Raw genomic sequence first — 15,251 nt, 5'->3', positions numbered from 1 at the left:
TTCACAGAATGGGGAACGGCCACTCTGCACCTGTCTGTCTTGCCACGAATCAGCAATCGGAAGGCAGATTACTGCCCTTTATTGTCATTATTAATTCGGTTACAACGCCTTATCGTTGGGTGCCTTGAACAAGGCTTTCATGTCGTCTGACAGGGCAAAGTTCATATTCAGGTTTTTCGGCGGAATCGGTTGTTTGAACCAGGTATCAAACCACTTTTCGGCTTCGCCGGAGGTCTGCACCTGACTTATTGTCGCATCAACCAGTTGTTTGAATTGCGGGTCGTCTTTACGCAGCATACAGCCATACGCCTCGCGGGATTGCGGGGTACCAGTGATAACCCATTCATCCGGGGCTTTGGCTTTGGCGCGCTCACCTGCCAGCAAGGCATCATCCATCATGAAGGCCACAGCTCGACCACTTTCCAGCGTACGGAACGAGTCACCATGGTCTTTGGCGCTGATGATGCGCATATTCAGTTTTTTCTCTTCGTTCATCTTGTTCAGCAACACTTCTGAGGTGGTGCCGGAGGTAACGACGACAGCTTTACCTGCCAGGTCGCTGAAGTCTTTGATATCGGAGTCTTTCTTGGTCAGCAGCCGTGTGCCGATGATAAAAATGGTGTCGGAGAAAGCGACCTGCTGCTGGCGTTCCAGGTTATTGGTCGTCGAGCCACATTCGAGGTCATAGGTACCATTTTGCAGCAACGGAATACGGTTTTGTGAGGTAATGGGAATTAATTTTACCTGCAGGTTCGGTGCATCAAGTTTTTTCCTGACCGCTTCAACAATCTTGTCAGAGTAGGCCTGAGAGTAGCCGACTACTTTCTGCTGGTTGTCGTAGTAGGAGAATGGCACTGACGATTCACGGTGGCCGATGGTGATAACACCATTGTCTTTGATTTTTTTCAGCGTGCCCGTCAGTTCTTCTGCGTGGGCCAGGCTTCCGGTTGCCGAGATCAACAGTAATGACAGTGCCAGTTTGCGCAATTGCATGTTCTAACTCCTTTGCTGTTGTGATCGATGCCTATCATGGATGATGTGGCCTCTGTGGTTCAGGCCAGGTCATGTTGTGCACCGCTAAAGAGCGAATAAAACGCTGTCATGTTTAAAAATAGCGGATTGTAAACATAATGAAACGAGAATGTTTGTTTTTTGCGAGGTGTCCCGCACCAAATTGCTGCAATAAAAAACTTATGGCACTGATTTGGTGCAGTTCATGCCCTGATGTTGTGCTGACTCAGGGATGAAGAGGGTCGCAAGCGTGCATGCAAGACGTTTCGTCTGAATAGGTAGCAAGTTATGTGCCAGAAATGAAACAAGACATGTCTGAGCATGTCTTGTTCGGGTTCGGGCGGAGAGGGGGAGGATTAACGTGAGCGCCGACGGTATACCAGCGCTGTCAGGCCCAACAAGGTTTCCAGCACCCACAGTGGCCATGAGCCAAAGCGGGCGTAAGGCGTGATGCCTGTTGTGGGTGTGACGCGGGTTTCCAGCACATCACGGGTGAATTGCGGCAGGCTGGCGCTAATGCTGCCATCAGGCGCGATAGCGGCGGTTACCCCATTGTTGGTAGCGCGTAGCAGTGGGCGTCCCAGTTCCAGCGCACGCATCCGCGCCATTTGGAAATGTTGCCAGGGGCCAATCGAATTGCCAAACCAGGCATCGTTAGAAACTGTCAGCAGCATGTCGGTGTCAGGACGGAAGTTGTCGCGAACCTGTTGCCCCAGGATTACCTCATAGCAAATGGTGGCGGTGAGGCGATAACCGTTGACGACCAGTTGCGGCTGGCGATAGTCGCCGCGGCTGAACGCCGACATCGGTAAATCAAAAAACGGTGCCAGCGGACGCAGCAAGGCTTCCAGCGGCACAAATTCACCAAATGGCACCAGGTGATGCTTGCTGTAGCGGTTCGTGGTGGGGTAGTGATACGGTTGCTGGTCACCCAGCACGATAATGCTGTTATAAAAATCGGTACGATTGTTTTCCCGGCGGGCATCGACGATGCCGGTAATCAGGCTGCTATGGTGCTCGCGCAGGATAGTGTCCAGTTGCGTCAGGTACTGCTGCTGGCGGATTTCGACATCAGGAATGGCAGATTCAGGCCAAATCACCAGTGGTGCCTTATCCATCACCTTCAGGGTGTTGTCGAAATAGATTTTTAGTGTGTTGAACAGCTCGTTCGGATCCCACTTCAGCTCTTGTGGAATGTTGCCCTGCACCATAGCGACGTTAACGGCGCGTTCCGGTTGCAGTTTGTACCATTCGAGCGAGCGCAGCGGCCATGGCAACACCAATAACGCTGCCGCAACCAAGGCTGGCTGCCAGCGGCGCTGTACTAATCCCAGCACCAGCAACCCGCTTATCACCATCAGCAGAAAGGTGAGGGTATCCACCCCGGCTATCGGCGCAAGGCCTTTGAGCGGGCCATCAAGCTGACTGTAGCCGAATTGCAACCAGGGAAAGCCGGTTAACACCCAGCCACGTAGCAGTTCGGTGAGTTGCCAGAGAACCGGCGCGGCCAGTGCCAGTCGCCAGAGGGTGGTTTGCGGCCACAGGCGCGAGAGTAGCCCGGCGAACAGCATCGGGTAGAGTGACAGATAAAGCGCCAGTAGCGTCACCAGGCCGACATTGACGGGGCCGGGCATGCCGCCAAAGTCGGCGATGCTGTAGTAAACCCAGTGGATACCCGTGCCGAACAGGCCAAATCCCCAGCAAAAGCCGATGGCGGTAGCCTGACGAGCCCGACGGTTTAGCGTCAGGCCCAATAAGCCCATCAGAGAAACGATGGCAGCAGGCCAGACATCATAAGGGGAAAAAGCCAGTGTGCCGCAGGCACCGAATAAAAGCGCCAGCAGGAGGCGAACCTGCTGGCGTTGTAATAATGAGGCGACTGCCATGAATAAATTAGTCTTCCAGTTGCGGTTGTGGGGCATCGTCAGGGATCCTGACATGAACCTGAATGATACGGCGGCTATCTGCCATAGCAACTTTGAACAGGTAACCGTCTATGTCGATAGTTTCCCCGCGTGCCGGCAGGTGGCCGAAATACTGCATCACCAGGCCGCCAATGGTATCAACTTCCTCGTCGCTAAATCGCGTTTCGAAGATCTTATTGAAATCCTCGATAGGTGTTAGCGCACGTACGGTATAAGTCTGGCGGTTGAGCTGACGGATGTCGCGATCTTCCTCGTCATCGTATTCGTCTTCGATTTCACCAACGATAAGCTCCAGGATATCCTCAATCGTCACCAGTCCGGAAACGCCGCCAAATTCATCAATGACAATAGCCATGTGGTAGCGCAGGGAGCGGAATTCATTGAGCATGCGGTCTACCCGCTTGCTTTCCGGCACCACAACGGCAGGACGCAGCACTTTATCCATACTGAATGGCTCGGAGTTGCTACGCATAAACGGCAGCAGGTCCTTGGCCATCAAAATGCCTTCAATGTGGTCCTTGTCTTCGCTGATAACCGGGAAACGGGAGTGCGCCGATTCGATAATCACGTCCAGACACTCTTCCAGCGTCTGATTATGTTTGAGTGTAATCATCTGAGAACGCGGGATCATAATATCGCGCACCCGTTGCTCGGCGATGTCCATCACGCCTTCCAGCATGTCGCGGATTTCCGGGTCGATCTGTTCCGAATCGCGGATTAACGCCAGCAGATCGTCGTGATCTTTGGACTCACCGTGAAAAATTTGATTGAGAAAAAAAGAAAAGAATCCCTTTTTGGGACTGGGGGTATCGCTGTTGGTAGAATGGTCGTCGCTCATGGCGTCAGTAAATATCACTCTTGTTAAGAAATGATGACCAGCAGTGAATACAGTAAACAGGCGATATCACCGCTGGCGTCTGGTCCTTAAAATATCGAATTTAAGGTGTATCCGTAAAATTTTCTTTTTCTGCCAGATACGGGTCGGCATAACCCATACTCTGCATGATTTCCGTTTCCAGTGCTTCCATTTCTTCGGCTTCACTGTCTTCGATATGATCATAACCTAACAGATGCAGACTGCCATGGACAACCATGTGCGCCCAATGTTCCTCTTCACTTTTCCCTTGTTCGACCGCTTCCTGCTCGACCACTTGTCGGCAGATGATAAGGTCGCCCAATAGCGGCAGTTCCACTTCTGGTGGTGCCTCAAAGGGGAAGGAGAGGACGTTGGTCGGCTTGTCCTTACCGCGATAGGTCAGGTTCAGGTGATGGCTTTCCTCTTCATCCACCACCCTGATGGTGACCTCTGCCTCGTCCTGAAACTGCGGTAACACCGCTTCCAGCCAGCGCTGGAAGTCGGCTTCAGAGGGCAGACCGTGGCTATTCTCACTGGCTATCTGCAAATCAAGAATGACCTGGCTCATTTTTGCTCCTGCGTGCTGCTGGTCTGCGCTTCACGTTTACGCTGTTCTGCCAGTTCTTCCCGGCGTTTCTGGTCGGCGCTTTCCCAGGCTTCATACGCGTTGACGATGCGGGCCACCACCGGATGGCGTACCACGTCTTCGCTGTGGAAAAAGTTGAAACTGATCTCTTCCACGTCTGACAGTACTTCAATGGCGTGACGCAAACCGGATTTTTGGTTGCGTGGCAGGTCTATCTGGGTGACGTCGCCAGTAATAACGGCTTTCGAGTTAAAACCGATACGGGTCAGGAACATCTTCATCTGCTCGATAGTGGTGTTCTGACTTTCATCCAGAATGATGAAGGCATCGTTCAGGGTGCGACCGCGCATATAGGCCAGTGGCGCGACTTCAATGACGTTGCGCTCAATGAGCTTTTCCACGCGCTCGAAGCCCAGCATTTCAAACAATGCATCGTAGAGTGGGCGCAGGTAAGGGTCCACTTTCTGGCTCAAATCACCCGGCAGGAAGCCCAGTTTTTCACCGGCTTCTACCGCTGGACGGGTCAGCAGGATACGGCGGATATCCTGTCGTTCCAGCGCGTCCACCGCAGCGGCCACCGCCAGATAGGTTTTCCCCGTACCGGCCGGACCGATACCGAAAGTAATGTCGTGATCAAGAATATGGGCGATGTATTGCGCCTGATTGGGCGTACGGGGTTTGATAACGCCGCGTTTAGTACGGATATTCACCGCCTTGCCGTATTCCGGCACGCTGTCGGCGGTCTGTTCCAGTACCCGGGATTCTTTGATAGCCAGATGAATCTGCTCCGGATCAATGTCTGGAATCACGCCACGCACTGGCGCGGTATCCACATACAGATGGCGCAGGATATCAGCAGCGGCGTCGATGCAGAGGTCTTTTCCTACCAGCTTGAAATGATTGTCGCGATGATTGATCTCTATGCCGAGGCGGCGTTCCAGCTGTTTGATGTTGTCGTCAAACGGGCCGCACAGACTAAGCAGACGTTTATTATCCGCAGGTTCGAGGGCAATTTCTTTTATCGTTACGTTCAAACTATTCCTCTTGGGTTTAAGCAGAATGAGCAATGACGTTGTGCCACGGGCAGTGGTATCTGCCCGGATGTGGCGCAGAGATTACCTTGATTATTTATCGTGAAGCCCGCAAGGCGCAAGTCAGATTCGGCATAAAGGCCGCAAGGTCGATGTATTCGCCCGGTCAGTGAGTCAGGACCAAAGAAAAAACGGGCCGTTTGACGGCCCGCCTGATAATGCACATGAGCCAGCCATTACGGCTGATAGATACCGACGCCGAGTTCGTCTTCTTTGCGGGTACGGGCGATAACCGAGGTCGGTGATTCACTGACGCGCAGATTCATTTGGTCTTCGGTGCGAACGACCACACCACGCAGTGAGTTCGGATAAACATCAACGATTTCTACGTCGACGAATTTGCCGATCATGTCTGGTGTGCCTTCAAAGTTCACCACACGGTTATTTTCAGTTCGGCCGGATAGCTCCATCACGCTCTTGCGTGACGTCCCTTCCACCAGAATACGTTGCACGGTACCCATCATCCGGCGGCTGTACTGCATGGCTTGCTGATTGATGCGCTCTTGCAGAATGTACAAACGCTGTTTTTTCTCGTCTTCGGTTACATCGTCCACCATATCGGCGGCCGGGGTACCTGGGCGAGGCGAGTAAATAAAGCTAAAGCTCATGTCGAAATCGACATCAGCAATCAACTGCATGGTCTGTTCGAAATCTTCCTGAGTTTCACCCGGGAAGCCGACGATAAAATCGGAACTGATCTGGATATCCGGGCGCGCTTTACGCAGTTTACGGATGATAGACTTGTATTCCAGCGCAGTGTGGCGACGTTTCATCATCGTCAGAATACGGTCTGAACCGCTCTGAACCGGCAGATGCAGGAAGCTCACCAGTTCCGGCGTATCTTCGTAAACGCTGATAATGTCGTCGGTGAACTCAATCGGGTGGCTGGTGATAAAGCGGATACGGTCGATACCGTCGATCGCCGCGACTAAACGCAGCAACTCTGCGAAACTGCACATATCATCATCGTGTGTGGCTCCGCGATACGCATTCACGTTCTGGCCCAGCAGATTCACTTCACGCACACCTTGTGCCGCCAGTTGGGCGATTTCAAACAGCACATCATCGACCGGACGGCTGACTTCTTCACCACGGGTATAAGGCACTACGCAGAACGTGCAGTACTTGTTGCAGCCTTCCATGATGGAAACGAATGCGCTTGGCCCTTCGGCACGCGGCTCCGGCAGACGGTCAAATTTCTCTACTTCCGGGAAGCTGATATCCACGATAGGGCTGCGGGTGCCCTGAACATGATTGATCATTTCCGGCAGACGATGCAGTGTCTGGGGCCCGAAAATCACATCCACATAGTGCGCGCGGTCACGAATGTGTTCGCCTTCCTGCGACGCCACACAGCCACCCACACCGATAATCAGATTCGGATTGACGTCTTTGAGTGTTTTCCAGCGGCCGAGCTGATGAAACACTTTTTCCTGCGCCTTCTCTCGGATCGAACAGGTATTCAGCAGCAGAATGTCAGCGTCTTCAGCGACGTCGGTCAGCTGGTAACCGTGCGTACTTTCCAGTAGGTCGGCTATCTTCGATGAATCGTATTCGTTCATCTGACAGCCCCAGGTTTTGATATGCAGTTTCTTTGTCATCGTCATCGACTAGCCATTACTCAGTGCGGGTAAACACGCTGTCCTTCGAGGGGCGCGTACATGCGGGCGCGTATTGTAATCTTTTGCCGCCGTTGTGACCAGATCAAGCGTGAGAGGGCGTTTGCTAGCGACAGGTGTCGCTTTTGTGAAAAACTCACCGTGAAATCCAGTAAACTATCGGCATCTTTTGTCTTTCTGGCGCAGGTGCTTTGACTGAACTGCGCAGCAGAAACAGTGGGGCGGGTATGCACTATGATGCGGTAATTGTAGGCGGTGGCATGGTCGGTGCCGCCGCTGCGTTGGGCCTGGCACAACGTGGTTTTCAGGTGGCGGTACTGGAGCAGGATGCACCACCACCGTTTGTCGTGGGCAGTGCGCCGGATGTGCGCGTTTCGGCAATCGGTCAGGCATCGGTTCGATTGCTTGAGCGTCTGGGCGTATGGCAGAACGTTGAGCAGATGCGTAGCGCGCCATATCGACGGCTTGAAACCTGGGAATGGGACAACGCACATGTGGTGTTTGATGCGGCAGACCTTGGGTTATCTGAGCTGGGGTTCATGGTGGAAAACCGGGTGCTGCAACTGGCGTTATGGCAGGAACTGGAGAAGACGCCAGATATAACGCTGTTATGCCCGTGGCAATTACAAGGGTTACACCGCGAGGACGACCAATGGCGGTTGACGAGCGAACAGGGAGAGAGCCTGTCGACGTCGTTGGTGATTGGTGCGGATGGCGCTAATTCGCGCATTCGGCAGTGGGCGGGGATTGGTATTACTGGTTGGCAATATCGCCAGTCTTGCATGTTGATTAGCGCCGAAATGCCCGGCCCGCAGCAGGATGCGACCTGGCAGCGTTTTACGCCGTCCGGACCACGCGCATTTCTGCCGCTATTTGACGGTTGGTGCTCGCTGGTGTGGTACGACAGCCCGCAGCGTATTCGCCAGTTACAAGCGATGTCGCTTCCTCAACTCAATAAGGCTATTGCCGAGACGTTTCCTGAGCGACTGGGGGCCGTCAATGCCGTTGCAGCCGGCGCGTTTCCACTGGTACGCCGCCATGCTCAGCAGTATGTGTTGCCGGGATTAGCCTTGATTGGCGATGCTGCCCATACCATCAATCCGTTGGCCGGGCAGGGGGTGAATTTGGGGTATCGCGATGTTGCCACACTGATGGATGTAGTTATTCAGGCTCGCGATGACGGCGAGGTCTGGTATGGCGAACCGGTGTTGCAGCGTTATCAACGGCTGCGTAAACCCGACAATCTGTTGATGCAAAGCGGCATGGATCTGTTTTACGGCGCGTTCAGTAACCGTCTGCCACCGCTTGAACTGGCGCGTAATCTGGCGCTGATGGTAGCGCAACGTGCCGGTAAATTGAAACAGCAGGCGTTGCGGTATGCATTAGGGCTATAGTCAGCGGTATGGGCGTATCTGGGGATTCCTTTTTCGCCGTCATACCGCTTTCATGCCGCACTATTACAGTGGTGCGGTATTGACGATGTGTCAGCAATGATGTGTTAGCAATAATGTGCTGGTCTGTATCATGTGTCATTCGCGGTATCGCGGTTTTTTATGGTGAAAGCCTTATCTTTGGGTAGTAAAGCTGATGACCTATTTATTTCTTTGTCTGGCCATTGTCTCAGAAGTGATAGCGACGACGGCACTCAAACTGTCGGAGAGTCTTACCCGGCTAGTGCCGAGTGTGGTCACGGTGGTGTTTTACGCAATTGCATTTTATTGCCTGACCATTTCGATGCGGGTGTTGCCGACGGGGGTGATTTATGCCATTTGGTCCGGTGTCGGCATCGTATTGATCGCGGCGGTAAGCTGGATTTTTTACGACCAGCGGCTGGACTGGCCTGCGGTACTGGGAATGGCGTTAATTATTGCCGGGGTCGCGGTCATTAACCTGTTTTCCAATTCCGTCGCACATTAATCGCCAAACCGCTGCCGACAATAGGTTGGCAGCGGGGGCTTATACGGGACATCGTACAGGGTAACGTACAAGAGATGGCGGCCAAAAAAGAAAAAGCCCGATAAACGGGCTTTTCTGTATGGCTGGGGTACGAGGATTCGAACCTCGGAATGGCGGAATCAGAATCCGCTGCCTTACCGCTTGGCGATACCCCAATTTAATGTGGTGGCTACGACGGGAATCGAACCTGTGACCCCAGCATTATGAGTGCTGTGCTCTAACCAGCTGAGCTACGTAGCCAAATACTGCACTGTCAAAAGCGTGAAGCTTTGTGACTGAAAATGGCTGGGGTACGAGGATTCGAACCTCGGGATGGCGGAATCAGAATCCGCTGCCTTACCGCTTGGCGATACCCCAACAGGGTGCACATCGTAAGATGTGTCTCACTAAATATATGGCTGGGGTACCAGGATTCGAACCTGGGAGTGGCGGGATCAAAACCCGCTGCCTTACCGCTTGGCGATACCCCAATGAATCGTTGCAATCCGAGTTGACGCTTTCGGCTTTCACACCGATGAAGATAATGGTGCGGGAGGCGAGACTTGAACTCGCACACCTTGCGGCGCCAGAACCTAAATCTGGTGCGTCTACCAATTTCGCCACTCCCGCAGGGAAAAAATGGTGGCTACGACGGGAATCGAACCTGTGACCCCAGCATTATGAGTGCTGTGCTCTAACCAGCTGAGCTACGTAGCCATCTTTTCCGCGTCACCTTCATCGGCGTTGCGGGGCGCATTATGCGGAGTTGGCCTTTTGGCGTCAACACATTTTTTCCCTAAAAACGGCGTATTCGAATTGTTTGTTTGGGTTATGAACAGTCTGGTGAGAAAAGCGTCAGAAAGCAGGCTTTTAACGGTATTACATAAGAAAAACGGGCCGCGATTGGCCCGTTTAAAACAGTAAAATAAAGCGGGTTATTGGTAGGCGGATTGGTGCACGCCGACGGCACGGCCTGACGGGTCATCCATCTTTTTGAAGGATTCATCCCATTCAATGGCTTTAGCTGACGAACAGGCTACTGACGGACCGCCAGGGACGCATTCAGCCGCGCTTGGAACCGGGAACAGTTCTTCAAAAATTTCGCGGTACAGGTAGCCTTCTTTGCTGGTCGGCGTGTTGTACGGGAAACGGAAGTGTGCGGTTTCCAGTTGCTGGTCGGTAACCTGTTTAGCGGCCACTTCTTTGAGCGTATCAATCCAGCTGTAGCCAACACCGTCAGAGAACTGCTCTTTCTGGCGCCAGGCCACGCTGTGCGGCAGATAGGATTCGAAACATTCGCGCAGAATGTGTTTTTCCATTTTGCCGTTACCACACATTTTGTCTTTCGGGTTGATACGCATGGCGACGTCCAGGAATTTCTTATCCAGGAACGGTACGCGTGCTTCAACACCCCAGGCCGACATCGCTTTATTCGCGCGGGCGCAGTCATACTGGTGCAGAGCCAGCAGTTTACGCACGGTTTCTTCATGGAGTTCTTTGGCGTTCGGCGCTTTGTGGAAGTAGAGATAGCCGCCGAAAACTTCGTCAGAACCTTCACCGGACAGCACCATCTTGATGCCCATGGCTTTAATTTTACGTGACATCAGGTACATCGGCGTCGAGGCGCGGATGGTCGTAACGTCATAGGTTTCGATGTGATAAATCACGTCGCGAATAGCGTCCAGACCTTCTTGTACCGTGAAATGGATTTCGTGGTGCACCGTGCCGAGGTGTTCGGCAACATCACGTGCCGCTTTCAGGTCAGGCGCGCCTTCCAGTCCAACGGCGAAGGAGTGAAGCTGCGGCCACCAGGCTTCGCTGCGCTCGTCATCTTCCACGCGGCGGGCGGCGAATTTCTTGGTGATGGCGGAAATGACGGACGAATCCAGACCACCGGATAGCAATACGCCGTAAGGCACATCGGACATCAGGTGGCTTTTCACAGACTCTTCCAGTGCTTCACGCAGTTCGTCGGCGTCGGTGACGTTATCTTTTACGTTGTCGTATTCAAACCAGTCACGGCGATAGTATTCACGAATTTCGCCATCCTGACTCCACAGGTAGCTACCTGCCGGGAATTCTTTGATGGTGCGGCATACCGGTACCAGCGCTTTCATTTCAGAGGCGACATAAAAGTTGCCGTGCTCATCGTAACCCATATACAGCGGGATGATGCCCAGGTGATCGCGGCCGATCAGGTAAGCGTCTTTTTCACTGTCATACAGCGCGAAGGCGAACATACCACGCAGTTCATCCAGGAATTCCGGCCCTTTTTCCTGGTACAACGCCAGAATCACTTCACAGTCGGAACCGGTCTGGAACTGGTAGCGGTCGCCATATTGCTGACGCAGAGCCTGATGGTTATAAATTTCACCGTTCACGGCCAGAACGTGGGTGTGCGCCTGGTTGTAGAGGGGCTGTGCGCCGGTGTTGACGTCGACAATAGACAGACGTTCATGCGCCAGAATGGCTTTGTCGCTGGCATAAACACCGGACCAGTCCGGACCGCGATGGCGCATCAGACGGGACAATTCCAGCGCTTTTTTACGCAGTTCAACCGGGTCAGTTTTCAGATCAAGCACACCAAAAATAGAACACATACCAAAGGCTCCCTTTATTCACGCATCACAACGTGAAAACTGTCAAAGTGTATGGCGGTAAGCAGCGGTTTTCCTTGCCGGGTGGCATTGCTATGGGTCGGTCGCCGCCGTGTCGGTAACACTGATTTAGCATCAAAAGGGGATACTAATTCAATATCATTTAATGAAAAAAGCCATTGTGATGGTGAATGTGTAATTTTTGGCGTGATTTATTATGGTTTATTCACAACGCCTGAAGAGAGAGGCCGGATTTTTAGCGATCTCATAATCCGGCCTTATAGCAAAAACCAAAACTTACTGATTTTCAAGCAGACGTTGCAGCAATACACCATTAAGCATGGCGCGTTTTACCAGCGCAAAAGCGCCGATGGCAGACAAATGCTGCAATTCGGAGATGACGACGGGCAGGTTTTGTCGGAAATCTTTTAGCACCTGCGTATTGATGCAACGCTCAATGGCGGGCAGCAGAATTTTGTCTGCGGCGGTAATTTCACCGGCGATAACGACCCGTTGTGGGTTAAACAGGTTAACAGCAATCGCGATAGCTTTGCCCAGTTGCTGCCCGGCTGCTTCAATCAGTTCTTTGGCCAGGCGATCGCCTTTGACTGCCGCTTTACAGATGGCGGCAATCTGGCAGTCATCGAGCGTTAGTTTGCTGGGGAAACCTTGTTGCAGCAAATGATGAACCCGCTGTTCCAGCGCACCGTTGGATACCACCGTTTCAAGGCAACCAAAGTTGCCGCAGTGGCAGCGATCCCCCAAAGGATCAATCTGGATGTGGCCTATCTCTCCCACATTGCTGTTGCTGCCGAGGAAGATTTTGCCGTTGACGAGAATACCGGCACCTACGCCACGATGAACCCGCACCAGTAACGAATCCTGACAGTCGCGGGTGGCACCAAAGTAGTGTTCGGCCAGGGCCAGACTGCGGATATCGTGACCAACAAAGCTGTGTACGTTGAAACGCTGTTCGAGGTTGTCAACCAGCGGCCAGTTATCCACGCTGATATGCGGCATATAACGTACTACACCGGCAATCGGGTCCACCAACCCCGGTAACACCACTGAGATCGCGATTAATTCGCGGATTCGGCGCTGATGACGGGTGATGAATTGATCAATCACGGTGAATAAAGCACTTTCCAGCGTTTCCTGGGTATTTTCCGGCAGGTTGCAGTGCTCTTCTTCCAGCCGTTTGCCCTGTAAATCGTATAAGGCGAGGGTGGCATCGTGGCGGCCGAGCCGCACCGCCACGGTATGAAACGGTCGTGTTTCAGAAATGATGGAAATAGCGCGACGCCCACCGGTTGATGCCTGCTGATCCACTTCCTTGATAAGACCGCGCTCCAGCAACTGGCGGGTAATTTTGGTGACGCTGGCGGGAGCAAGCTGGCTCTGTTCTGAAATCTGAATTCGGGAGATAGGGCCTTGCTGGTCAATCAGGCGGTACACGACCGCACTGTTGAGTTGTTTAACCAGATCGATATTTCCTATCTGGGTTTGTCCGCCTGTGGTCATGACGCGTTACTCGTGTCGATGCAATACGCTTACGATTTGCGAAAGACTTCTTCACCATTCACAAACGTACTGAGGATGTCAAAATCGCGGGTAAACGCCGTCAGGTTTGCCACTTTTCCTGTTTCAATGCTTCCCAGTCGGCATGCTTCGCCGATGGCTCTTGCCGGATAGAGCGTCGCCATTCTCAGCGCTTCATCCAGAGCGATACCCGCGTGTTCTACGCAATTGCGTACGGCATCGATCATGGTGAGAGCCGAACCGCTCAGGGTGCCATTCTCATCCACACAGATGCCGTCGCGGTAGTATATGGTTTTACCGGCAAATGTGAACTGGTCGATAGTGGAACCCGCGGGTGCCGTAGCGTCGGTGACCAGCACCAGTTTGTCGCCCTTGATGCGTTTGCTGTTGCGGATAGTCGCCCAACTGACATGATGACCATCGGCAATGATACCGCAATAGACTTCCGGTGCGTCATAGACGGCACCGACCAGGCCGGGTTCCCGGCCGGTAACGGGGGGCATGGCGTTAAACAGGTGGGTAGCAAAGCGGATCCCGGCGGCAAAACCCCGTTTGGCCTGTTCCCAGGTGGCATGAGAGTGCCCGGCGGATACGACGATACCCGCATCGCTCAACTGCCTTATCACGCTGTCTGGCACCATTTCCGGTGCCAGCGTGACCTTGCTAATGACATCGGCATTGTCACACAGATAAGCCACCAGCTCATCGTCTGGCTGGCGGATAAAACTGGCGTCGTGGGTGCCTTTTTTTATCGGGTTAAGCCACGGGCCTTCCAGGTGCAACCCTAGCGCCTGATGGCGGTGCTGAGCAAGCCAGGCACGCATGACGCCGATGCTGTGGCGCATGAATTCATCAGAGGAGGTGATAAGCGTCGGTAAGAAACTGGTGCAGCCAGATTTTTCGTTGGCCTTCTGCATGGTTTCCAGTGTCTGGACGCACAGGCTGCTCAGCGCGTCATTGAACTGAACGCCGCCGCAACCATTCAATTGCAGGTCAATAAAGCCAGGGGCCAGTAGCGCACCAGCAAGATCACGCTGGGGCAGGGTGTCAGGCAGTTCATTTACCGGGCATACTGCCTCGATCAATCCATCGGCGACGACGACGGCATAACCGTCAAGGATCTGGTGGCCGGTAAAAACACGACCATTGATTAAAGCGAACATCTCTAAGCTCCTGGCTCACCGATTACAGATTTTGGATATTTTCAGCTTCCAGCTCGCGGAAATATTTCACGGTCTTCACTTTTAATTCCATGGTGGAAGGCTCATCGCACACCATCAGCGCTTTAGCGTGCAACTGCAGGCAACTGATGGTCCACATGTGATTCACATTGCCTTCTACTGCTGCCTGAAGCGCCTGTGCCTTATGACGGCCGCTAACCAGAATCATGACTTCTTCTGCATCCAGCAGCGTACCCACGCCGACTGTCAGTGCGTATTTAGGCACCAGGCTAACATCGCCGTCGAAGAAACGGGAATTGGCGATACGGGTCTCTTCCGTCAGCGTTTTGATACGGGTACGGGATACCAGAGAAGACGCCGGTTCGTTAAAAGCGATATGGCCATCGTTGCCGACGCCGCCCATGAACAGGTGAATCTTGCCGTAAGACTTGATTTTTTCTTCATAACGCTGACACTCAGCAGCGATATCTTCCGCGTTGCCATTCAACAGGTTAATGTTTCCTTCCGGAATATCAACGTGATTGAAAAAATTCTGGTACATAAAGGTGCGGTAGCTTTCCGGGTGGTCCGCCGGTAGTCCGACGTATTCATCCATGTTGAAGGTAACAACATGCTTAAAGCTGACCTGACCTGCTTTGTATAGCGCAATCAGCGCTTTGTAGGCTTCCAGCGGCGAGCTGCCGGTTGGCAGTCCGAGCACGAACGGGCGTTCCGCCGTTGGGTTGAAAGCATTGATGCGCTCGACAATATAGCGGGCGGCCCATTTGCCAACCTCGGCGGGGGTCGTTAGTGGAATCAGTCTCATGGTGCTCTCCTCTGGCAATCGGTTAGCTATCATCGGGTCGTCGCAGCCAGATAGATTGGCTGCCAGGTACTATGCCGATGCGATGTGTCGGTGTTTATCTGGGGGC

12 protein-coding genes and 6 tRNA genes are annotated in these 15,251 nt (G+C 53.2%); 2 read left to right on the top strand and 16 right to left on the bottom strand.

The genetic code is table 11. The annotated features are described in order from the left end of the window. Positions 1 to 99: 99 nt before the first annotated feature. The 6 genes from LF929_RS14545 to miaB form a co-directional block, all read right to left on the bottom strand. Positions 100 to 993: a glutamate/aspartate ABC transporter substrate-binding protein gene (locus LF929_RS14545; protein ID WP_038903755.1), complete on the bottom strand. Its 894-nt coding sequence runs from the start codon at positions 991 to 993 to the stop codon at positions 100 to 102. 374 nt (positions 994 to 1,367) lie between these two features. Next, complete coding sequence (gene lnt, locus LF929_RS14540) at positions 1,368 to 2,897, bottom strand: apolipoprotein N-acyltransferase (RefSeq protein ID WP_210174770.1); 1,530 nt, start codon at positions 2,895 to 2,897, stop codon at positions 1,368 to 1,370. 7 nt (positions 2,898 to 2,904) lie between these two features. Continuing rightward, positions 2,905 to 3,774, bottom strand: coding sequence for a CNNM family magnesium/cobalt transport protein CorC (gene corC / locus LF929_RS14535; RefSeq protein WP_038903756.1), 870 nt, complete (start codon positions 3,772 to 3,774; stop codon positions 2,905 to 2,907). A gap of 100 nt (positions 3,775 to 3,874) precedes the next feature. Continuing rightward, positions 3,875 to 4,360: an rRNA maturation RNase YbeY gene (gene ybeY / locus LF929_RS14530; RefSeq protein WP_012883873.1), complete on the bottom strand. Its 486-nt coding sequence runs from the start codon at positions 4,358 to 4,360 to the stop codon at positions 3,875 to 3,877. Beyond that, entirely contained in the window at positions 4,357 to 5,412 is a 1,056-nt protein-coding gene (locus LF929_RS14525; protein WP_210174701.1) for a PhoH family protein, read from the bottom strand. Before LF929_RS14525 ends, ybeY begins: the two co-directional genes overlap by 4 nt. A 233-nt stretch (positions 5,413 to 5,645) precedes the next feature. Then, a complete protein-coding gene (gene miaB / locus LF929_RS14520) occupies positions 5,646 to 7,070 on the bottom strand; it encodes a tRNA (N6-isopentenyl adenosine(37)-C2)-methylthiotransferase MiaB (RefSeq protein WP_210174769.1) in 1,425 nt (474 codons plus the stop codon). A gap of 245 nt (positions 7,071 to 7,315) precedes the next feature. Between miaB and ubiF the strand changes: the two genes are divergently transcribed. Then, positions 7,316 to 8,482: a 3-demethoxyubiquinol 3-hydroxylase gene (gene ubiF, locus LF929_RS14515; protein WP_210174700.1), complete on the top strand. Its 1,167-nt coding sequence runs from the start codon at positions 7,316 to 7,318 to the stop codon at positions 8,480 to 8,482. Between the two features lie 193 nt (positions 8,483 to 8,675). Continuing rightward, the gene (locus LF929_RS14510) at positions 8,676 to 9,005 is read left to right on the top strand and encodes a multidrug efflux SMR transporter (protein ID WP_038907364.1); all 330 of its coding nucleotides are present in this window, start codon (positions 8,676 to 8,678) and stop codon (positions 9,003 to 9,005) included. Positions 9,006 to 9,124: 119 nt separating this feature from the next. Here the strand turns inward: LF929_RS14510 and LF929_RS14505 are convergent. The 10 genes from LF929_RS14505 to nagB form a co-directional block, all read right to left on the bottom strand. Beyond that, positions 9,125 to 9,199: transfer RNA gene (locus LF929_RS14505), tRNA-Gln, on the bottom strand. An 8-nt stretch (positions 9,200 to 9,207) separates the two neighbouring features. Further along, positions 9,208 to 9,284: transfer RNA gene (locus LF929_RS14500), tRNA-Met, on the bottom strand. Positions 9,285 to 9,326: 42 nt separating this feature from the next. After that, a tRNA-Gln gene (locus tag LF929_RS14495) sits at positions 9,327 to 9,401 on the bottom strand. 38 nt (positions 9,402 to 9,439) lie between these two features. Continuing rightward, a tRNA-Gln gene (locus tag LF929_RS14490) sits at positions 9,440 to 9,514 on the bottom strand. Positions 9,515 to 9,568: 54 nt separating this feature from the next. Continuing rightward, positions 9,569 to 9,653 (bottom strand) — tRNA-Leu (locus tag LF929_RS14485). A gap of 10 nt (positions 9,654 to 9,663) precedes the next feature. Next, positions 9,664 to 9,740 (bottom strand) — tRNA-Met (locus LF929_RS14480). Between the two features lie 218 nt (positions 9,741 to 9,958). After that, on the bottom strand, positions 9,959 to 11,623 hold the full coding sequence (asnB, locus tag LF929_RS14475; RefSeq protein ID WP_012883878.1) for an asparagine synthase B: 1,665 nt from the start codon (positions 11,621 to 11,623) through the stop codon (positions 9,959 to 9,961). Positions 11,624 to 11,917: 294 nt separating this feature from the next. Further along, positions 11,918 to 13,141 carry an N-acetylglucosamine repressor gene (locus LF929_RS14470; RefSeq protein ID WP_210174699.1) on the bottom strand — a complete coding sequence of 408 codons (1,224 nt, stop codon included), beginning with the start codon at positions 13,139 to 13,141 and terminating at the stop codon, positions 11,918 to 11,920. Positions 13,142 to 13,170: 29 nt separating this feature from the next. Next, positions 13,171 to 14,322 (bottom strand): N-acetylglucosamine-6-phosphate deacetylase, encoded by a 1,152-nt coding sequence (gene nagA, locus LF929_RS14465; protein WP_210174698.1) that lies wholly within the window; start codon positions 14,320 to 14,322, stop codon positions 13,171 to 13,173. Between the two features lie 22 nt (positions 14,323 to 14,344). After that, positions 14,345 to 15,145 (bottom strand): glucosamine-6-phosphate deaminase, encoded by an 801-nt coding sequence (gene nagB / locus LF929_RS14460; RefSeq protein WP_210174697.1) that lies wholly within the window; start codon positions 15,143 to 15,145, stop codon positions 14,345 to 14,347. Between the last annotated feature and the right edge of the window lie 106 nt (positions 15,146 to 15,251).

The sequence above is a fragment of the Dickeya oryzae genome, assembly GCF_020406815.2.
Lineage (GTDB): Bacteria > Pseudomonadota > Gammaproteobacteria > Enterobacterales > Enterobacteriaceae > Dickeya > Dickeya oryzae.
Note: the sequence above shows the minus strand (reverse complement) of the source record. Positions and strands in the feature narration are given on the sequence as shown.

What these genes read in the sequence shown, in the direction of transcription:
- LF929_RS14545 (WP_038903755.1), bottom strand. Translation starts at nt 993, where the DNA reads ATGCAATTGCGCAAACTGGCACTGTCATTACTGTTGATCTCGGCAACC.
- lnt (WP_210174770.1), bottom strand. Translation starts at nt 2,897, where the DNA reads ATGGCAGTCGCCTCATTATTACAACGCCAGCAGGTTCGCCTCCTGCTG.
- corC (WP_038903756.1), bottom strand. Translation starts at nt 3,774, where the DNA reads ATGAGCGACGACCATTCTACCAACAGCGATACCCCCAGTCCCAAAAAG.
- ybeY (WP_012883873.1), bottom strand. Translation starts at nt 4,360, where the DNA reads ATGAGCCAGGTCATTCTTGATTTGCAGATAGCCAGTGAGAATAGCCAC.
- miaB (WP_210174769.1), bottom strand. Translation starts at nt 7,070, where the DNA reads ATGACAAAGAAACTGCATATCAAAACCTGGGGCTGTCAGATGAACGAA.
- ubiF (WP_210174700.1), top strand. Translation starts at nt 7,316, where the DNA reads ATGCACTATGATGCGGTAATTGTAGGCGGTGGCATGGTCGGTGCCGCC.
- LF929_RS14510 (WP_038907364.1), top strand. Translation starts at nt 8,676, where the DNA reads ATGACCTATTTATTTCTTTGTCTGGCCATTGTCTCAGAAGTGATAGCG.
- asnB (WP_012883878.1), bottom strand. Translation starts at nt 11,623, where the DNA reads ATGTGTTCTATTTTTGGTGTGCTTGATCTGAAAACTGACCCGGTTGAA.
- LF929_RS14470 (WP_210174699.1), bottom strand. Translation starts at nt 13,141, where the DNA reads ATGACCACAGGCGGACAAACCCAGATAGGAAATATCGATCTGGTTAAA.
- nagA (WP_210174698.1), bottom strand. Translation starts at nt 14,322, where the DNA reads ATGTTCGCTTTAATCAATGGTCGTGTTTTTACCGGCCACCAGATCCTT.
- nagB (WP_210174697.1), bottom strand. Translation starts at nt 15,145, where the DNA reads ATGAGACTGATTCCACTAACGACCCCCGCCGAGGTTGGCAAATGGGCC.